At 52.7% G+C, this 19,521-nt stretch carries 18 protein-coding genes; 8 read left to right on the forward strand and 10 right to left on the reverse strand.

The features are described 5' to 3' along the window. Nucleotides 1-421: 421 nt before the first annotated feature. Complete coding sequence (locus tag HY913_18030; protein ID MBI4965179.1) at nt 422-790, reverse strand: response regulator; 369 nt, start codon at nt 788-790, stop codon at nt 422-424. A 39-nt stretch (nt 791-829) separates the two neighbouring features. Then, entirely contained in the window at nt 830-2,047 is a 1,218-nt protein-coding gene (locus HY913_18035) for a glycosyltransferase (protein ID MBI4965180.1), read from the reverse strand. Between the two features lie 322 nt (nt 2,048-2,369). Between HY913_18035 and scpB the strand changes: the two genes are divergently transcribed. Then, a complete protein-coding gene (scpB, locus tag HY913_18040) occupies nt 2,370-2,906 on the forward strand; it encodes an SMC-Scp complex subunit ScpB (protein MBI4965181.1) in 537 nt (178 codons plus the stop codon). Nucleotides 2,907-2,917: 11 nt separating this feature from the next. Here the strand turns inward: scpB and HY913_18045 are convergent, their stop codons facing one another. The 6 genes from HY913_18045 to HY913_18070 all read right to left on the reverse strand — a co-directional run bounded on the left by HY913_18045 (nt 2,918) and on the right by HY913_18070 (nt 10,629). Beyond that, nucleotides 2,918-4,327, reverse strand: a complete 1,410-nt coding sequence (locus HY913_18045) for a PQQ-binding-like beta-propeller repeat protein (protein MBI4965182.1) — start codon at nt 4,325-4,327, stop codon at nt 2,918-2,920. A gap of 37 nt (nt 4,328-4,364) precedes the next feature. Next, complete coding sequence (locus HY913_18050) at nt 4,365-5,684, reverse strand: UDP-glucose/GDP-mannose dehydrogenase family protein (protein ID MBI4965183.1); 1,320 nt, start codon at nt 5,682-5,684, stop codon at nt 4,365-4,367. Nucleotides 5,685-6,178: 494 nt separating this feature from the next. Next, a complete protein-coding gene (gene uvrB / locus HY913_18055) occupies nt 6,179-8,173 on the reverse strand; it encodes an excinuclease ABC subunit UvrB (protein ID MBI4965184.1) in 1,995 nt (664 codons plus the stop codon). 163 nt (nt 8,174-8,336) lie between these two features. Continuing rightward, nucleotides 8,337-8,876, reverse strand: a complete 540-nt coding sequence (locus tag HY913_18060; protein ID MBI4965185.1) for a hypothetical protein — start codon at nt 8,874-8,876, stop codon at nt 8,337-8,339. A 237-nt stretch (nt 8,877-9,113) separates the two neighbouring features. Continuing rightward, nucleotides 9,114-10,148 (reverse strand): hypothetical protein, encoded by a 1,035-nt coding sequence (locus HY913_18065; GenBank protein MBI4965186.1) that lies wholly within the window; start codon nt 10,146-10,148, stop codon nt 9,114-9,116. 46 nt (nt 10,149-10,194) lie between these two features. Further along, complete coding sequence (locus HY913_18070) at nt 10,195-10,629, reverse strand: YbgC/FadM family acyl-CoA thioesterase (GenBank protein ID MBI4965187.1); 435 nt, start codon at nt 10,627-10,629, stop codon at nt 10,195-10,197. A 256-nt stretch (nt 10,630-10,885) separates the two neighbouring features. Between HY913_18070 and HY913_18075 the strand changes: the two genes are divergently transcribed. From HY913_18075 to HY913_18085, 3 genes are all read left to right on the forward strand, one after another. Further along, a complete protein-coding gene (locus tag HY913_18075) occupies nt 10,886-11,281 on the forward strand; it encodes a type II toxin-antitoxin system RelE/ParE family toxin (GenBank protein ID MBI4965188.1) in 396 nt (131 codons plus the stop codon). Next, on the forward strand, nt 11,260-11,616 hold the full coding sequence (locus tag HY913_18080) for a helix-turn-helix domain-containing protein (GenBank protein ID MBI4965189.1): 357 nt from the start codon (nt 11,260-11,262) through the stop codon (nt 11,614-11,616). The genes HY913_18075 and HY913_18080 overlap by 22 nt, the downstream gene beginning before the upstream one ends. A gap of 165 nt (nt 11,617-11,781) precedes the next feature. Continuing rightward, nucleotides 11,782-12,090 carry a nucleotidyltransferase family protein gene (locus tag HY913_18085; protein MBI4965190.1) on the forward strand — a complete coding sequence of 103 codons (309 nt, stop codon included), beginning with the start codon at nt 11,782-11,784 and terminating at the stop codon, nt 12,088-12,090. Between the two features lie 77 nt (nt 12,091-12,167). Here HY913_18085 and HY913_18090 read toward each other — a convergent pair whose 3' ends face one another. After that, nucleotides 12,168-12,770 carry a GIY-YIG nuclease family protein gene (locus tag HY913_18090; protein ID MBI4965191.1) on the reverse strand — a complete coding sequence of 201 codons (603 nt, stop codon included), beginning with the start codon at nt 12,768-12,770 and terminating at the stop codon, nt 12,168-12,170. Between the two features lie 804 nt (nt 12,771-13,574). On the opposite strand from HY913_18090, the gene HY913_18095 reads away from it, so the two are divergent. The 4 genes from HY913_18095 (at nt 13,575) to murD (ending at nt 18,448) form a co-directional block, all read left to right on the forward strand. Further along, on the forward strand, nt 13,575-14,492 hold the full coding sequence (locus tag HY913_18095) for a deoxyribonuclease IV (GenBank protein MBI4965192.1): 918 nt from the start codon (nt 13,575-13,577) through the stop codon (nt 14,490-14,492). A gap of 275 nt (nt 14,493-14,767) precedes the next feature. Beyond that, nucleotides 14,768-15,529: a type I methionyl aminopeptidase gene (map, locus tag HY913_18100; protein ID MBI4965193.1), complete on the forward strand. Its 762-nt coding sequence runs from the start codon at nt 14,768-14,770 to the stop codon at nt 15,527-15,529. A 75-nt stretch (nt 15,530-15,604) separates the two neighbouring features. Beyond that, entirely contained in the window at nt 15,605-17,026 is a 1,422-nt protein-coding gene (locus HY913_18105; protein MBI4965194.1) for a protein kinase, read from the forward strand. Between the two features lie 54 nt (nt 17,027-17,080). Next, nucleotides 17,081-18,448, forward strand: coding sequence for a UDP-N-acetylmuramoyl-L-alanine--D-glutamate ligase (gene murD, locus HY913_18110; GenBank protein ID MBI4965195.1), 1,368 nt, complete (start codon nt 17,081-17,083; stop codon nt 18,446-18,448). Between the two features lie 127 nt (nt 18,449-18,575). On the opposite strand, the gene HY913_18115 is transcribed toward murD, so the two are convergent. After that, nucleotides 18,576-18,914, reverse strand: a complete 339-nt coding sequence (locus tag HY913_18115; GenBank protein ID MBI4965196.1) for a transposase — start codon at nt 18,912-18,914, stop codon at nt 18,576-18,578. Nucleotides 18,915-19,521 lie beyond the last annotated feature (607 nt).

Consider the following 19,521-nt stretch of genomic DNA (forward strand, 5'->3'; position numbering starts at 1 on the left):
TATAGTCTTTTGACAACCGGAACAGTTCATTTTGTACGAGCATTTAGTGACGGGTGGGATGAGTATCGCTCGGGGCGATGTCGGAGAGTCGTGGGCAGTCCGCAAGCCGCGGACCGTCCCACAACAAAGGTCCGCCCCCAAAACGCGGCTCGCGTTTTCTCGAACGGAACTATGCGTTTGACAAAGAATTAACTCACCAGACCAGTACAATTGCGAGGAGTGAAACGACGAAGCAATCTCATTTTCGGTGGGACCGGCATCCTGCCGGTCATTCTAATAGACAGGCTGGAAGCCTGTCCCACCTGACCCCTCTGTCACCAATGGAGATTGCTTCGGGCTGCGCCCTCGCAATGACAGCTACATTCTTTCCAAGGGAAATTTCCGTTCTCGAAGGTCAGCCCAAATCATCATCAGTGGGCGGTCATTCCTTGGGAATCCGCGTTTCCAGGGCAATCTTTAGCTTTTCCTTGAGTTCACTCAGGTCCGAACTTTTCACCACGTAATAATCTGCAGCAACCGCTTTCAGATCCACCTTGAAACTGGAGTAGGCGGAATTCAGAATCACCGGCAGGTCATAGTGTTGCTTTCTAATCTGCTGAAGCAAATCCAGCCCGTTATATTCGCGCATTTTGATGTCCAGGATAATACAATCCGGGGCTTCTTTTTCTACAGTGGTCAAAAGATCCCTACCGTCCGGAAGAGTGGTCACTTCGTATCCTTCGTCTTCCAATTCCATGGAATAAAGCATCCGGATTCCTTCTTCATCATCCACGATCAGTATCTTTGCCATTTGAGGCTCCTTCAATCAGCAGTTTGCAGCATATCGGGATTAGACGGAAAACCAACGTTCGACGAGGTACGGTTTGGCTTTCTCAAACTGTAGGCACTGATCTTCGATATACTCCTCGACCTGCTGGTTGTTCATGGCCTGGGTTTCCAGAACAAAGGACAGCGTCTTACCATGATACAGCGGCATCAACTGCGCAATCAGATCGTCCGCGGAAAACTCTTCTCTCTTATAGGCAACGGCAAAATCATATAGGATTTTCGCCCAAAGGCCTGTAGGAAGCTCAAAGCAATCTCCAGGCAAACCAGCCACTTCCTCCAGCTTATTGATATTCTGGCCGTCGAGAACTTTGCCGTACGCATCCCAATGGGCGCTGATCCCTGAGGTGAATCTCTCCCATAGGGATTTCGTGTCGACATCCAGAGGCGGTGGGAGTTCCAGTTCACCCATACCCGCTCCAAAAATGGCTGTAGGTCTGCTCCACTTGACTTCTTTCCAAAAGCTTTCGTATCGGCGCATCAGAATGAAGATGGTACCCATCATATCTCTAAAGACCGGCTCCATGCCCATAATCGGGTCTTTGAACTTGTGGACCTTGGCCTTGCCCATGAACGACTGGATGATTTCCACCCTGTTGCGCATGGCCGCGGTGACCATCCATAGATCGATGCCGAACCCGGCCACACCTTCGCCCCACAAATCCAACTCCGAGTAAACTTTGGCCATTTCGCCCGAAAAACCGACATCTCCTCCTATGGGCTGGCGCACCCTGCGTCCGTACAGGGCCCGTGTGAGCGGGTACGCCACATTGTTGGTCACGGCTCCATCGTACTTGTGCCGGACGTACAAAGGCGAAACGAAGTCGTATTGGTCGAAGATCGGTTCGGCCAAATTGCGTACCCACAAGGGAGTAATGCTTTGAAGGTCCGCGTCGACCACCATGACCGCTTTGGCTTGCAGATCCACCGCTTTGCGGAAAAGATTGCGAAGGTTGTTGCCCTTCCCCGTGACGCTCTCTTGCGTGGACAGATAAATTTTCGGCGTCGTGGTGGAAGTTTGCAGGAACGCCTCGCGGGTATTGTCCGGCGAGTTGTTATCACAATTGATTATCACTGCCGACCGGTCGGTGAAATACCTCGTTAATCCTTTGTCCACTTGCTGCGTTGGGAATGCTATGGACGGGGCCTCGTTGTAAGAGGGGATACCAACCACGATGTCAGCTTGCGTTAAACCCTCGGGGTTATGTTCTATGAATTCCATTAACGGTTCCTTAAACTACGGGACATTCCTCGGGACCCTGTGCCAAAGCTCAGGTTGAAAGACAGCCCCCTGTGAGGACCTGATCCGTCGTGCCCCCAACCGGGTTCGACCCCATGCCCCGCCTCTCAGTTGCAGAAAACGCACGAGGCGTTTTGACGGGCCATTTTCCGTGCCTACGATCCGGCACATTTTACCACAAACCCCTCGGCGATCAAGCCAAACAGAGGATTGTCGCTCAGAGCACCCGAGCTTGATCCGCAGTCACTGGAGTGATATGGGAACAGAGTCACGGATTCATACCTGCCGATATGGGGTGGAGCAATTGGAAAAGCAGCTTTTGAAATCCATCGTCGAAGGCCTGATTTTCGCGTATCACGAGCCTGTAAGCCTGGACACCTTGTCAAGAGTTATTCAGACCGCAGGGCCGGAGAGTATCAAATCGGTGCTGGATGAACTGGAGGAGGAATACACTGTACGAAATCGCGGCTTTTTATTGGTAACAGTAGCCGGAGGGTATCAGTTCAGGTCGCTGCCCGCTGTCGCGCCGTGGATCCTTGAAATGAAGAGCATGAAGCCGTCCAAGCTGAGCCGCGCAGCTATGGAAACGCTCTCTATCGTCGCATACAACCAGCCTATTACGCGACATCAGATAGAACAGGTGCGAGGAGTGGAAAGCGCAGCCACCATAAGAGGCCTGGTGGAGCGGGAGCTAATTGCTATCGTAGGGAAGAAGGACATACCGGGCCGGCCGTTGTTGTACGGGACTACTCGGCGATTCCTGGAAGTTTTCGGGCTGAGTGACCTTGCCTCGCTTCCACCCCTTCCTGAATTGGAAACCATCGCGGAAAACATGGAGTGATCGCATCGGCCTCATGCCAGCGCGTAAAGGCTGCCGTCATCACTTCCAAAGTAGACCAGGTCGTCAAAAATTGTGGGCGAGGAATTAACCGCAGCTTCGGTTTGGAAAGACCACTTCTCTTTACCGGTGTTGCAATCCCTTACGTGAAGGGTCCGGTCCCCACTTCCGAAATATACGCTGAAGTAAGCCAGCGCGGGCGAAGAGGCGATCGGGCCGGCAGTTTGGGCCCGCCAGCTTTCCTCGCCGGTCTGCATATCCACGGCTAAGAAATTTCCATCACAATTTCCAAAATAGACCTTTCCATAACCCACCGCGGGCGAGCAGGTTATCTTCGAACCTGATTCAAACTTCCACTTTTCTTCGCCGGTCGCGAGATCCACGGCATATAGATTTCCATCCCAAGCAGCCAGATAAACCATGCCGCCGGCAATTGCAGGGGTCGCACAAACAGGGCCTGAAGTGTTAAAAACCCACCTTTGCCGTCCGGTTAGCGCGTCCACGGCGTAGAGGTTCTGATCGTAGCTCCCAAAGCAGATCAGCCCGGCCTCAATGGCAGGAGACGACGATATGAGCCCCCCTGCCTTAAATCTCCATCTTATTTTGCCAATTCCCGAGTCAACAGCGAAAAGGCTCCCGTCCGAACCACCGAAGTACACAGTTTGTTGGGACACCGCTGCCGATGATGCCACAGGGCCTTCGGTTCTGATCGTCCATTTAGGCTTGCCCGTTTCCGCGTCAAGGGCATAGAAATTGCCGTCGGAAGCTCCCACATAAACCTTGGTGTCAGCCACGGCCGGCGATGAGGATATGGGTCCTTCAGTAGAAAACCTCCACACCTCAACCCCTGTGTCCGCTTTGACAGCATACAGGTTTCCATCCCAGCTGCCGAAAAACACCCCGCCGTAAGCTATCGCAGGTGACGAGGACACCCAACCCCGGGTCGGGAATTTCCATTTCAGCCCGCTAAGTAGCCTTACGCCCATCCCCTCGAACCGTCCTGTGCGCTGCAGGTTGGCTCGAAACATGGCGCTGAGCGGCGGTTTCTCCACGGACAACCTTTCGGGAACTTCCGCGGGCGCGGTCATTTCCTCCGGAACGCGTGAAAGCTGTTCGGGCTGTGCCTCGTTGGCTTCATCTTCCCCCTTGGCCACAACCGCGCCGCATTTCGGACATCGATCAAAATCCTGAGAATCGGTCGCACCGCATTCAGGACATTCAAAGACCAATGGCGGCTCGGGTCCTTTCCCGGAAAGCATGGACGCGACTTCATCCACATCCATGACCTTGGATTGGACCAACTGCCTGAGCAGGAACACCAGATCCTTATCCGAGATCCGGTACTTCTCCATCAGGGCCTGTCGTTCCATTCCCGACCTGATGTCGTCTGCAAGCTCCTTGGCTTTTAGTGTTCGCGTTTCCATTTGCCGGTTCAGTCAGAGCGTGCCCGGATTGGCGGGCTCAACCGATGTGTATGGTGTTCCTGCCCACGCTATAGTAGGTGAACCCGTTTTGGACCATCTTCGTGGGATTATAGAGGTTCCGGCCGTCGAAAATCACCGGTTCCACCATTAGTTCTTTCATCTTTTCAAAATCCGGATGTCGGAACTCGTTCCACTCGGTGACAATGATAAGCGCATCTGCCCCTTGAACGCACTCGTAATTGCCCGGTGCGTATTCGATGGAATCGCCCAGTATTCGTCCCGCGTTTTCCATAGCTACCGGGTCGAAGGCTCTCACTCGAGCGCCCTGGTCAAGGAGCATCCGTATAACGTCGAGGGAAGGCGCTTCCCGAATGTCGTCTGTCCGTGGTTTGAAGCTCAAACCCCACAATGCGAAAAGCTTCCCACGGAGGGAATTGCCGCCATAGTGATCCGCGATCCTTTGTACGAAATGCTTCCGCTGGAGTTTGTTTGCTTCCTGAACCGCTTCGAGGATGTTCAAGTGGACCCCATGCTCTCGGCCGGTTCGCGCCAAAGCGTCGAGGTCCTTTGGGAAGCACGACCCGCCGTAACCGATCCCGGCAAAGAGAAACTGGGGGCCGATACGAGGGTCCGAACCAATTCCCGCTCGCACCATCTCTATGTCCGCACCGGCGTTTTCACAAAGTCTCGAAACCTCGTTGATGAAGGAGATCTTAGTTGCCAGCAGCCCGTTCGCCGCGTATTTGGTCATTTCCGCGGAGGGGATGTCCATGGTGAGGATGGGCTTTCCGGTTCGCACGAAAGGGCTGTAAAGCTCTTTGAGGATTTCTCCGGGGCGTGCGTCACTTACCCCGATTACCACTCGATCGGGCTTCATGCAGTCGTCGATGGCGTTGCCTTCTTTCAGAAACTCCGGATTGCTGGCCGCGTCAAATGGCTGGTCGGTTTCTTGGGAGATGATATCACGCACTTTGTAGGTGGTTCCCACCGGCACAGTGCTCTTCGTGACAATTATCTTGTACGTCTTGATGGCTTGTCCGATGCTTCGTGCCACAGCAAACACCTGGCTAAGGTCGGCATGGCCTTCCGGATCAGGCGGTGTCCCAACAGCAATAAAGCTGACCAGTGAACGATCTATCGTAGCTTCCAGGTCGGTTGTAAAATGAAGCCTTTTTTCGGCAACATTGCGGATGAGCATTTGCTCCAGGCCCGGCTCATAAATTGGCACTTTCCCATCGAGGAGACTGGCGATCTTATCTTCGTCGATATCCATCAAGGTGACATCATTACCCATTTCTGCGAAGCATACGCCGGTGACCAACCCGACATAACCGGTTCCTATGACGCCTACGTGCATTTACTTCCCCTTGTTTTGGAATGGCTTGTCAACCGAATTAATTAGTATGCCACAAATGCGGGCTTCTTCTCCAGTCAAATTTGGCGGACCGGGGGTGAGCTTCGCACGCGAACGGAAAGATCTCTCACCGCAGAGGAGGCAGAGACCGCGGAAATGTAGGTGCGCGGCGTGAAGGCTGTCTCAAAAGTACTTACGGCCTCCAATGGTGGCACTATGGCCTGTAGGGGCGGGGTTTATCCCCGCCCGTCGTGTGAGGCCGGTATAGCGGGCGGGGATAAACCCCGCCCCTACACAGGCTTTCTGCGCCGACAGACAGTACGCCACGAGGTCCGTCCCGTACTGCGCTGCGTGCAAGCAATTAGAATCGTGCCACGATTTCATACAACGTTTGACTTTTGAAACCGTCCCATGCCGTGCCCGTACGCTGCATCCTCTGCCGTGAAATAATATCCTGTAAGGTCCTTGCGTAGCTGACGAGCGGCCGGAACCAGCAGTTAGGCATAACGTATCAGTCTATTCTCCAGGTCACGGATACGGTCCCTGAGTTCCGCGGCCTTTTCAAATTCCAGGTCTCGGGCGGCTTCGAACATCTGTTTTGTCAATTGTTCCACTAGGTTCGGGATATCTTCCAGAGGAGTTTCCGCCGCGTCGGTTCGTTCGTCTATCTCTATGGTAACGTAATCCTGTTCTGCCAAAGAAGAGAGAATATCTGTAATGTCTTTTCGAATGGTTTCAGGAGTGATGTTGTTCTCCCGATTGAACTCCAGTTGGAGCGTCCTTCTGCGATTGGTTACATCCACCGCGACGCGGATTGATTCGGTTATGCGATCCGCGTACAGAATGACCGTACCATCAATGTTGCGTGCGGCTCTCCCGGCAGTCTGGATGAGGGAACGCTCCGAACGGAGAAAACCCTCCTTGTCCGCGTCCAAGATAGCTACCAGTGCAACTTCCGGTATGTCCAAGCCTTCTCTGAGCAGATTGATCCCAATCAGGACGTCGAATTCACCGAGCCTGAGATCTCTGATGATCTCCATTCTTTCAATGGTAGTGATTTCGGAATGTAAGTACCTGACGCTTATATCGAGGCCCGCGTAATACTCGGTAAGATCCTCCGCCATTTTCTTGGTGAGAGTGGTGACCAGGATTCTCTGACCTTTTTCCACACGTTTGTGAATCTCGTCGAGAAGGTCGTCCACCTGATTTGAAGCAGGCCTGAGTTCTATCACAGGGTCGATCAAGCCGGTAGGCCTAATTACCTGCTGAACCACGCGGCTGTGGCCCTTCTCCATTTCATACGGTCCGGGGGTCGCGGAAACGTAAATCACCTGTTTGACGTGGGATTCAAATTCGTCAAAGGTGAGCGGCCTGTTGTCCAGAGCGCTGGGTAGCCGGAATCCGTATTCCACCAGGGTTTGCTTCCTGGCACGGTCGCCCCTGAACATGCCTCTCAGTTGCGGAACACTTACATGGGATTCATCCAAAAAGAAAAGGGAGTCCCTTGGAAAATATTCGAGCAACGTGGGCGGAGGCTCACCAGGCTGCCGGCCGGTAAGATATCTCGAATAGTTCTCTATCCCGTTGCAGTACCCTATCTCTTTGAGCATTTCCACGTCGAATCGAGTCCGTTCTTCGATCCTTTGTGCCTCAATGAACTTGTTTCGCTCCCTGAAATCTTCGACGCGTTGTTTCATTTCTTCCAGAATCATATCCGCAGAATCCAAAAGCCGCTGGCGTTCGGTGACGTAGTGGCTTGCCGGATAAATCGCTACTCGATCAAGGGCCCTCAAAACCTTGCCTCGCAAGGGGTCGATTTCATACATGCCGTCCACGGTGTCGCCAAAGAACTCTATTCTGAGGGCCAAGGAATCTTCATACGCAGGGAACACCTCGATCACGTCCCCTCTCACCCGAAACGTGCCTCGATGAAAATCTATATCGTTGCGCTCATACTGGATTTCCACCAGTTTCCTCAGGACTGCGTCCCGATCCGATTCTTCCCTATTGATAAGGTGCACCAACATGTTCTGGTAAGCTTCGGGCGAGCCCAGGCCGTATATGCAGGAAACGGACGCGACAATAATCACGTCTTTGCGTTCCAGAAGTGACCTGGTGGCTGAATGCCTCATTTTGTCGATGGTTTCGTTGATGCTCGAGTCTTTTTCAATGTAAGTGTCGGATTGAGGTATATAGGCTTCCGGCTGATAGTAGTCGTAATATGACACGAAATACTCTACCGCGTTGTGCGGGAAAAGAAGCCGGAGTTCGCTAAACAGTTGTGCTGCAAGTGTCTTATTCGGGGCAAGAATGAGAGAGGTTTTTCCGGTACGAGCTATCACATTGGCCATGGTGTAAGTCTTGCCCGAACCGGTAACGCCCAGAAGGACCTGATCTCTGATCCCTTCCTCGACCCCTTTCGCCAGCGTTTCTATGGCCGCAGGCTGGTCTCCTCTGGGAACGAAATTTGATTCAAGCTTGAACAAGGACATTCAACAGGACCTTTCCCGCGGGGTTTGGTCTAAACCACGCTTCGTCCGATCGTCGCGTTAGTATGTTATACATCGAACGCCGGCGCGCCAAGCACATTCTCGCCTGCGGCAACCGTCTGTACCGATTAAGACGCTTGATCAATGAAGGATCTCTTACGAGCCGTTATTTCAGATCAGGCTTCAGGATCTTCAGTGATTGGTGAATTTGCCGGATGACTTTTTGCAGGTTCTTGAATCCTTCAGGTCGGTCGGAGATGATCATCTGCAAGAGGCGGTCTTCTGTCACATAGTACTGAAGCAATTGCACGAGTTCCATGTCCCGGCGGTCTTTGAAGAAGCAAATGACGTATCCCTGGGCGCCCTTTATTCCCGGAAGCGTCCCTTCCTCCAGGATGGTGGCTCCCTTGAGTTCGTCCTTGAGCCTTTTCTTGATGGTGTCCAAAAGGGCCTGAGAAGTCGGCACAGCCTTCTTGGGCCGTTCCTCGATAAAGAGGGTAATTCGAAGCGTGGCTTTCGGATGCGAAACCTTCACCTCGTCCGGATTTGGCGCAACGACTTGCATTGTTGCCGGATAATCAAAAGCAAAGCGTTGCCGCGGATCTTTATATTGCTTAAAACCCTCTTCGAGCGCGAGCCCGCTGGTCGCGGCGAAGAACACTAACACAAGGGCGAAAAACAGCCAGCAGAACAGGGCTGGCTTCAAGGGCTTATAGTCCCTTCGCGCATATGGCCCAATTCTCTCTGCCGTGGCCGATTTTGATGGTCGATCAGACATTTGGCTGCAAAATCCGTCAATTCTGTTGAAGGTAGCCGGGGGACATTCCTAGGCCAGAAGTGTTTGCAATAATTGGGAGTTTTTGAAGGGGGCGCCGGGGGAAACTTTTTGCAAAAAGTTTCCCCCGGCATGCCTTCAAATGCTCCCAAGGTTCTGCAACCACTTTTAGCGCCTTCGTGAAGCGTAGGCGGCTTCGCCCAAGGCTTTTCCGGTTTCATGCGCCACCCTGTCGAGTCCTTTTTGCACTGAACTCCCGAACCAGGTGCCAGCCTGCGACTCTTTATACGACGCGAGTTGCTCCAGCTCCTTGTCCTCCAGGGAACGGAAAGCATGAGCGAAAGACACCAGCGCGATTTCCTCGGCGCGGGCCTCGTCGAAACGAATTCCTTTCTCAATCCCGGCCAATCCTTCCCGACTTTTGGGGTCCTGGCCGCCCTGTTCGCCCAGCGAGCCATCAATGAGCCCTTTGACAAAGCTCTGTAAAAGCTGCTCATTGTACTGAGAGACGCGTTCCGCCTTAATTAACCTGCGCAGGAGCTTCAGCCTGGTCTCATCCATCGATGCCGCGGTCTTCCGTCCTTCGCGGACCGTCTTTATAAGAGCCGGAGTGAGAGCGGTGGCTTGCAGACGGCCGACCTTACGCCCGAGTTTGGAATCATAAAAGCTTATGACCTGCTCTATCATTTCCCGGTTGAAGTTCTCTCGAAGCGCTTCCTGAACCATGCGCAGTAGAGGGTCTTTCCCCGCTGCTTTCTTCATCAAAGCGCCGATTGCGTCCCTGGTCTTGGTGTCAGGGAAAGCGTCGTCCGGGACCGCGGAAAGGACGGTAGGGGCAAGCAACTCAAGCTGTCCGGTTATCCCCGACTGATTCAGGGCTTTGTCGATTAGAGCGCCGGTGTCGTCGCAGAAGCCCAGGGATGCAGGAAGCATGATCCACAGGCAAGAGTAAATGGCCAGGAATCGTATCCATTCAGTTTCACGAGAGCGTGGTCGGCTTCCCGGCATTGCGAGGAGTGAAGGGTGGGACAGGCGTCCCGCCTGTCTAATAGGGATGACCGGCAAGATGCCGGTCCCACCAGCATTCTCTGCATTTAGGCGCTGAGATTGCTTCCCCGGCTTTCCAGCGGGGTCGCAATGACAATATTTGGCGGCTGCTAACGGATTGTTTACTAGCAATCTCAGAACCTTGAAGCTCTTCATAAAACTTCCGCGATTACTTAAGACTGGTGGCGTCCATTGGCGAGGTTCACAGTTGGTGGAATTCGCCGGGGACCTGTATCAACTGGCCGTCCGGGGTGACCGTTACAAGTGTTATGGTAGCCGTAACAAGGTAGTCCTTGGGCTCACCTTTCTTGATGATAATCTGCTTGACCACTATTCTGAAACGTGTCGTATTCTCGATCCATGTGCGGACGACCAACGAGTCCCCCAGCTTCGCGGGCGAGTGGAAAACCATTTCGATTTTGTGAACCATAAACAGGTATCCGCTGTCATGATATCCAGCGACACTGGAAAGGCGGTCTTCCACATACTCGGTTCGAGCACGCTCAAGGTACCGCAGATAGTTGGCGTGATACACGACCCCCATGCAGTCGGTGTCTTCGTAATACACCTTGCATTCGAAGAGGCGTTCCTTTGAGTCGTGAATGCCGGATGGCCGAATCTCGTGATTGGTGTTCAATTCTTTCTTTCCTGTGGTTCAATTGGTCGAAGCAACCGGTCCGGCAATGTTCATAGATGCCACGACTGTACCGCTCATGTGCGTCGGCAAAAACTGCTCAGCGATGGATACTACCACAATTCAGTGGGACGATGAAGTGGGTCCCCAAAAAGCTAGAATCGCAGTGCAGTGTAGAAGCCATTGTGGGTTTTGTATAATTTTTTCTGAGGCGATATGCTAGAATCCTTTTCATGACGCCAAGGACGAGAGCCCTTTCATGCCAAGAGTGGAGATCATATTCTATAAAGAGGAGGATGAAATCGTTCCGGTGGCCGATTGGCTCAGGAAACTGCCTCCCAAGCCTCGGCTCAAATGTGTTGCATGGATAAGGCGGTTACAGACCTTTGGACATGAGTTACAACGGCCGTATGCTGACTATTTGCGGGATGGAATATATGAATTAAGGGTTGGGCTGGCAGGTATAAATTACCGGTTACTCTATTTCTTTTATGGCAAGGCCGCGGTAGTATTGTCGCATGGTATTGTGAAAGAGCGCACAGTACCGCCTCTGGAAATAGACAAGGCAGCAGCACGAAAACGAGAATTCGAGCAGAACCCTCAATCTCATATTTTCGTTTGGGAGAGATCATCATGGGAGAAGAAGAAAAGCTAAGCTCGGACGCTTTTGAGTGGGCATACAACGAGTTTGTCGGAAACGATCCCGAGTCTATGGCTCTATTTAAAGAATACGAAGTAAAAGCCGATATCGGCCAGCAGGTGTACGACCTGCGAACCCGATCGGGCATGACGCAAGCTCAACTGGCCGAACTCGTAGGCATTGCGGAGTCTGTGATCCATGACCTCGAAGAAGCTGATTATGAGGGAGATTCCTTGACGATGCTGGTCAGGATAGCGTCTGTCCTCAACCAGAAGATAGAGGTTCGCTTTGTGCCGAGCACTTCAAACGAAGCCCGTGAAGTTTCCGAGTTTGGAGGAACCGACTGCTGATCAGTCTTTTGTTGCCGAAGGCCCCTTTGTTCTTGTCCGCCATCACTTGCCAATCCGGCCCCTTGCTGACTTGACTCAGGCTTTCCTCATTGCCTTCCGTCTCGGAAAAAGACATTTTCCCGGAACACAACGCTCCGCTGACCTGAAGAGCGCAGGAGGGATTCCATGAACCAAGCGCGTCCTGCCATTCCTCGCGACTTGATTAAAGATTTCTGCCGAAAGCACCATATTAAGAGGCTATCCGTCTTCGGGTCATATCTCCGCGAGGACTTCGGACCAGAAAGCGACATAGATTTCATTGTAGAGTTCGAGGAAGGGCAGACTCCCGGTTATTTTGAGCTTGCTGATATGGAGCAGGAACTCTCAGAAGCTCTTGGTGGATGCAAGGTGGATATTCGGACCCCTCATGAGCTGAGCCGTTATTTCAGGGACAAGGTAATGGCTGAGGCCGAGGTTCAGTATGCTAGAGGATGATCAAATTCGGCTGCGGCATATGCTAGATGCGGCTCGTGAAGCAGTGCACTTTTCACTTGAGAAGTCTTCCAAGAATATTACATAAACTTACGTCTCTTGAACGCCTTAACATCTTCTGCGGTGAGGTCAAACCATTCACCTCTCTTTCTTTTGTCCTGGAAACGCTTATGCCAGTACGCTTCAATACCGAGCGGATCATCGGTCTTTATCACGTGTACTGTTGCAATTTTTTCGGGAAGCTGAATCGCCAATTCATATTCCCTTCGTCCAAGAGCTTCAGTTCTGCCAACCTTGTAATACCGTCCAGACTTCATAAGATACACAATACCTCGACTTGGTTCTTCTGCGGAAGGGCTGGGTTCAAGCTGATTCGAGACTGGAATAGACCGGCAAATTTCAATGATATCATCGAAACCCGCTTTGCCTTCACAGTATTCAAGTATCATTCTGGCGAGTTCCGCTTTCGTTCCCCGGCGGCGAAATGCTCCCATACTTGGAAACTTTTTGTCCTGTCGTGCTCTTAATTGAATTTCTCTCTCCACAGGATACCTACCGAGCTCCCGGATTAAGAGGATCAGTTTCTCAGCAAGGCAGGTGTCGTCATAAGCACCCGTCCATGGATTGGGTTGATATCCAGCTTCGATAAGGGCGTCTCCCCATCTAGCCCAGGACTTCCCCATCCCAATCCGAATTACGGATTCCTGTTTCTGTAAAAAACCTTCTTTGTCCTAGCGGGACTCCATCGTTCTCTTGGGCAGTTCGCTTAATTTCATTAATTATGTGTTGCTTGCTCATCTTGTTTCCATCGCGCTGAAGGAGCATACATCACGTCAATTAGCCATAGCTATGAGTCTCTTAAATATCGTGAGTTCCTCTTTCAGTTTCCCGTGAGCCCCCGCCATTTCATTGGCTTTGTCAGATTCTTAAGGGTGGACATCTTCGCAGTCAAGCAAATTGTGGGGAGACGGCGGAAATTCTCCGCCTGCGAGCCTGTTTATGGAAAACGCGCCGAATGACCACAAAAAGAGGAAGCAGCGCCCTGCTTCCTCTTTTTTTCTTGTGCCCAAATTGTGCCCATCGGGAGGGAAAATAGGTCAAACTTTAAGAAACTAGATGAACGTCAATGCCACAACCTTCCATCCCTACTTTCGTTAGGTTGTGATCCCTTCCGCTGTGATACTTTGATATGACCTGGAGGCGAAGGTTCGTCCGCTGGATCGGGGCAGCTCTGGCGGCGGACTACACCTTCTCCAGCATGCAGTTCTCTCGATTTGGCAAGTTTCGTTGACGAGACATGCCCAAAGAAAACCACGTCCCGATTAAGAAGTCGCGTCCTTTTCGCGAGTATTTTCGAGAACCGCTATATAATCAAGAACGCGAAGATAAATCCCTGATGCCGGGCAGATTGGGCGCTTCTCGCCTGTATCCATTATTATTATGTTAATGGAAGTGAAACCGGATAACAGGAAGTTGGCGAGGTGAGTATGGCCTTGTCCAAAAAGAAAAGGGGAACTTCGCAAAAACCCGGTGGTGCGAGGCCCAAGCGCTGGAAGGGCCTTCTCCTGGGAGCGCATATGTCCATCGCGGGTGGCGTGTCCAAAGCCGTCACGAGAGGAGAGGCCCTGGGCTGCACCGCGATTCAGATTTTCACAAAGAACGCATCGCAATGGAACGCGCGTGCTCTCAATGAGGAGGAAGTAGGGGAGTTCAGGGCCGAGCGGCTCCGAACGGGAATGTACGTCGTTGCCCACGATGCTTACCTGATCAATCTCGCTTCGCCAAACAAGGATTTGCTTGCCAAGTCCCGAGCAGCGTTCCTGCAAGAAATGGAACGAGCGGAGGCGCTGGGAATTCCATATTTGGTGATGCATCCGGGCGCACACACGGGAGCGGGCGAGGACAGGGGCCTCAAATTGATGGCGGAATCATTCAATTTCTTGTTGCGCAAAACCAGGGGTTTTCAGGTCAGGATTGCGGTCGAAAACACGGCCGGACAGGGCACGGTGGTCGGGTATTCCATTGAACACTTGAAACGAATTCTAGAAAACACTGTGGACCCTGAACGCATGGCAACCTGCCTGGACACATGCCACGCGTTCGCGGCAGGATACGACCTGAGGGATTCCTCCGGTTATGAAAAGTTCGTGGAAAAATTTGACAGCATGATCGGCCTGAACAAGCTGAAGGTTATGCACCTGAACGACTGCAAAAAGGAACTGGGGCGACGAGTAGACCGCCATGAACACATAGGCAAGGGAATGCTCGGACTGGAATGCTTTCGAAGGATAATGAACGACCCGCTGTTACGCGATGTTCCCAAGCTGCTGGAGACACCCAAGCTGCTCGACGGACAGGACATGGACCCCATAAATTTAGCGATTTTGAGAGATCTGGCAAGCTGATAAGGTTGTGTGTCATTCATGAATCTTCCGTAAGCATGCAGTCACGAACGGGTTGGCCATCACTCGCGGTGATGTAACTGGTCTTTGGGGCAGGCTTTCCAGCCTGCCGGGCTGGAAAGCCCGTCCCACAAAGACAATCCAACCTTTGAAACGCTGAAGGATCATTCTCATCGAAAAATGATCGAGGAAAAAAGGCGACAATTCTGGTATGGTAAACTTTTGCGGCACCGAATCCGAAAGAAACGGGAAGGCGGTTGATCGGCGTGAAACCTGGAATGATCGTGCTGAAGACATCTCGTGAAATTGAAATATTGCGGGAAGCCAATCGAATCGTAGCTGAGATACTGGAAGCCATAGGGCAAATGATAGCCCCGGGGGTGACCACCGCGGAACTTGATGCCCTTGCCCAGAAGATGATAAACAGCCGCGGTGCTAAAGCCGCGTTCAAGGGTTACCGTATGCGAAACCAGAAGCCCTACCCGGCTGCCATCTGCGCGTCGGTAAATGAAGAGGTGGTGCACGGCATACCCGGTCCTCGCGTATTGAAAGCAGGAGATATCGTCGGCGTGGACGTTGGTGTTGTTCACAAAGGCTTTGTAGGAGATGCGGCACGAACCTATCCAGTGGATGAAGTCACCCCGAACGCCCAGGAACTCCTGAAAGCCACGGAGCAATCGCTTTACAAGGGCATCAAGCAGGCGGTTGCCGGAAACCGGCTTTACGATATTTCGGCCGCAGTCCAGGCCCATGTGGAAGAGCACGGTTTTTCCGTTGTCAGGGATTTTGTGGGACACGGCATAGGCCGAAACATGCACGAACCGCCTCAGATTCCTAACTATAAGGGATCGGGCTGGAACCCGAGACTTCAGGTGGGGATGGCACTGGCGCTCGAGCCGATGGTGAATGAGGGCACATGGCGTATCAAATTGCTCGACGACGAGTGGACGGCAGTCACCGCGGACGGTAAGCTTTCAGCCCATTTTGAGCACTCCATCGCCATCACGGATAACGGCCCATTGATTTTGTCGGAAATTTGAGTATTTATATGGGAAACATGGCTCATTAGAGAGCCTTGCAGCATCTCCCTTCCAAAAGACAGCGACTTCCGTTAAATGGACAACGACACCGACTTTCTCAAATTCAGCAGAATCCGGCGTTACGACATCATTCGGCGAATCGGCGAAGGCGGAATGGGCAAGGTTTACCTCGCAACGGACAGGATCATCCGCCGGCCGGTAGCCATCAAGATCTTTTCACTCGAAGCCCTGCCCGGTGTGGAGGTAGCGAAAGAGAAGATCATGCGTGACTTCTTTTTGGAGACCCAGACCGCGGGCGCCTTGCTTCATCCCAACATTGTGGTCATGTACGACGTGGGCAAGAAGAGCCACCTCCTTTACATGGTCATGGAATTTGTCTTTGGTAAGACTCTGTTGGAACATCAACGGGAAGCCTCGCTCAGCATCAAGAAATCCCTTGAGATTGCCTATGAATTGGCGCTCGCCCTCGAATACGCGCATTCAAAAGCAGTTGTGCATCGGGACATAAAGCCGGAAAACATCATTATTTCCGCTCAGGGCGTCCCCAAGATCACGGACTTCGGCATTGCGAGGTTCCGCAAGCATCTCAAAGGGCATCGCCCTGCCTCTCTGGTCGGTTCGTCGCGTTTCATGGCTCCGGAACAGATCCTCAGACGCGAACAAGACCATCGCGTAGATATTTATCAACTGGGAGTGGTTCTTTTCGAACTGCTCACCAGACAGAATCCCTTCAGAGGAGCTACCGCGGAAGAGACGCTGACAAAGATCTGCACGGACATTCCTCCCCCGCCGGGAAAGATCAACAGTGAGATAACGACGGAAATAGACGACATTGTCGGCCGTTGCCTTGAAAAATCTCCCACGAAAAGGTTCTCGACTGCAAAAGAGTTGGCGGAGGCGTTGGCTGATTACCTTCGATCCGGCAGGCACAAGGGGATTTCCCCGGATGACGAGCTGGTACACGGGTTGAAGAAGTTCGAGATGTTCTCCCTTTTTTCCGATGAGGAAATACAGGAACTGGTAAAGGTCGGCGAATTCATTACCTGCAAGGCAGGCGACTACATTATCAAGGAGAATGAAAGCGATTCCAACTTCTTCGTCCTGCTCGAAGGAAACGTGAAAGTAGTAAAGCGGTCACGCATACTGTCCGACTTCCTGCCGGGAGCCTGCTTCGGCGAGATCGGCGCGTTTGCCCGCCAGAAGAGATCCGCGGGCGTGATCGCTCAAGAAGATTGCAAGCTGCTTCAGATAAATGCCCTGCTCTTCAAAGAACTCGATCCACTCCTTCAACTCAAAATGCTCCATATTGTCGTAAGAAACATGGCGAGCCTCGTAATTTCACTGGACGGAGAGATCATGAAGCTCACCGACGGCGGCGGGAGCAATGAACTGCCGACCGTGTGTCCGCTGTGCGGTTTTGACAACAATGCTGTGATCGAGGTTTGTCCGCGGTGCGGTGTGATCCCCTCCATGTATCTGGGGTCCGAGAAGCAGTAAGGGCGCGCCGCCACGGGGTTTTTTGGACGGAACGCCCTGGGGTTCGGAGTATCATTGTCTTATTCACGCTCACTTTTTGAAGGCAAAAGGATCACCGTGATGGGCCTGGGCCTATTAGGTCGCGGGCTTGGCGACACGCTTTTCCTGATCCGGTGCGGCGCTCGGGTCACCGTAACCGATCTCAAAAGCGCTGATGAGCTGGCTAGTTCGGTGAAGGCCCTGGAAGGGCTTCCGGTCAAATTGCGGCTTGGCGAGCACGATCCGGCCGACTTCATCGATGCGGACATGATTCTGCGCAATGCCGATGTGCCACGTTCGTCCGCATATCTGAAGATCGCCCAGGAAAACCGGGTGCCTGTGGAAATGGATGAGAGCCTGTTCTGCAAGCATTTCAAAGGAACCGTAATCGGCATCACCGGAACTCGCGGCAAGACCACTACAACCACTCTTGTCCACAGAATACTTTCCGCTCACTTCCCCAGGGTTTTTCTGGCTGGAAATATCATGGGACAGGCCACTCTGCCACTTTTGGAGCAGGTCCAAAAGGACGACATTGTGGTGCTGGAGCTTTCGAGCTGGCAGCTCCAGGGATTCCATGATGCGCGGTTGTCTCCCTGCGCGTCGGTATTCACCAATGTCTATCAGGACCACTTGAATCGCTACAGCGGCATGGCGGAGTACATTGAAGACAAGAAATCCATTTTCCTGTACCAGAGCGGGACCGACTTCTGCGTCTTTAACCGCGATCAGCAGGAAACCCTCGACCTGGCAGCGGAAGCGCCCGCGGATAAGGAATTCTTCAGCATACGAGACGTTCCGCGGGAATGGAAGATTTCGCTTCCGGGCAGGCACAATTTAGAAAACATCGCAGCAGCCGCGCAGTTGACCCGAAAACTGGGTGTGCCCGACAGCATCATCCGCGCGGCGGTGGAGGCTTTCCCCGGGGTCGAACATCGGCTGCAACGGCTGGGCGAGAAGGACGGGATCGGTTTCATCAACGACGCAACAAGCACCACACCTGTGGCCGGGCTCGCGGCACTGGATGCGCTGACCGGCAAGCGGATACTTCTGATCGCGGGAGGAGCGGACAAGAAACTCGATCTGACACCATTTGCCCGCGCGGCAGCGTCAAAAACCGCAAAGATCGCGCTTCTGGAAGGCGACGCAACGCCTGCGCTTCACCGGGGCATTGTTGAAGCGGGCGGTGAAGAAAAAATTGTGGGGTCCTTCGACAATCTACGGGGCGCGGTGATAGAGCTGGTCCGTAATGCCCGCGAGGGCGATGTAGTGCTGCTCTCCCCTGGCTGCGCTTCCTTCGGGATGTTCAGGAATGAGTTCCACAGAGGCGAAACCTTCATCAGCATTGTGGAGGAGATTCTTGATTCGGGGGGGATTGTCGATAAAGCGCGGCCTACGGAGTGACACGGACGGCTGTTGATCCGGCGGTAAACTGCAATACGCCTCAACTTGCGAGCATCTCGCTTTTTCCTGTGGTGGGGGCCGGCGTCCCTGCCGGCCCAACTCCGGAATCACCCCGTAACGTCAAACCTTATCCAACCCACTTGTATTCCTTAAGTTCGGGCCAACTCCTGAAAGGGTTGTCCAGAATATAATTGGCCTTCTCCACCAGTTCACGGTCACCTCGGATTATCCAATCGAAGTATTCCCTCTGCCAAATTACCCCGATTCTTCCGAATTCTCGTTGTAGTCGGTTGGCGGTATATGATTTCCAACTGTGGACGATTTCCTGCGGGGAGAATCGTTCCACAGGCATCACTAGAACATACACGTGACCATCCATCACCACATGTGCCAACAAATCATAGCGCTCTGAGGCGAAATGCTTAATCGCATTTGCTACGAACGATCTTTCCTCGAATTCGAGCAAAGACTGGGAGCAGCTAAACGCCAAGTGACTAAATAGACAGAACCGTCCATTCTCCAGTGAGAGAGTTCTCCGCTGTACTTGGTCAAGGTGGGAGTCTTCACGGTAATTTGCAAGGGCCGGCAGGGACGCCGGCCCCTACTATAACGGTGCGCGCCACTGTCAATAGACCGGCGCCAACCTCGAACTCCTTTTCACGCACGTAGTCCTCAATTATGAACGCCACGCAGCGCAAAGACTCTGAGAGCCGACAATCACTTCAATTGGCCGGATCCGGCTTCAAACTCGCATTGAGTGAAGTCGATGGGTTGATCACAGCCCGAACAAGTATGCGGCCTGTCAAATTCGTCGGAAAAAATCTCCCTCTCCTTGCCGCAATTCGGACACTTGCATGTGAATGATGAAAGGTTCTTGTGCGCCTGCAGTCCAGGACAATGCAGTGGTGTAGTAGGCATTTGTGAACTCCTTTATTTTTATTTACAGGCTGCTTTGAGGGCGGCAAGCTGCAATTCCAGCCCCCGTGTAACCAATATAAGCCACTGTCACCTTTCGAGCAACAAAAACCCGCGATTGCGGCAGCCATTCCTGTGTGCCGGCAGAGTGGTGGGGC

The sequence above is a fragment of the Desulfomonile tiedjei genome, assembly GCA_016212925.1.
Lineage (GTDB): Bacteria > Desulfobacterota > Desulfomonilia > Desulfomonilales > Desulfomonilaceae > JACRDF01.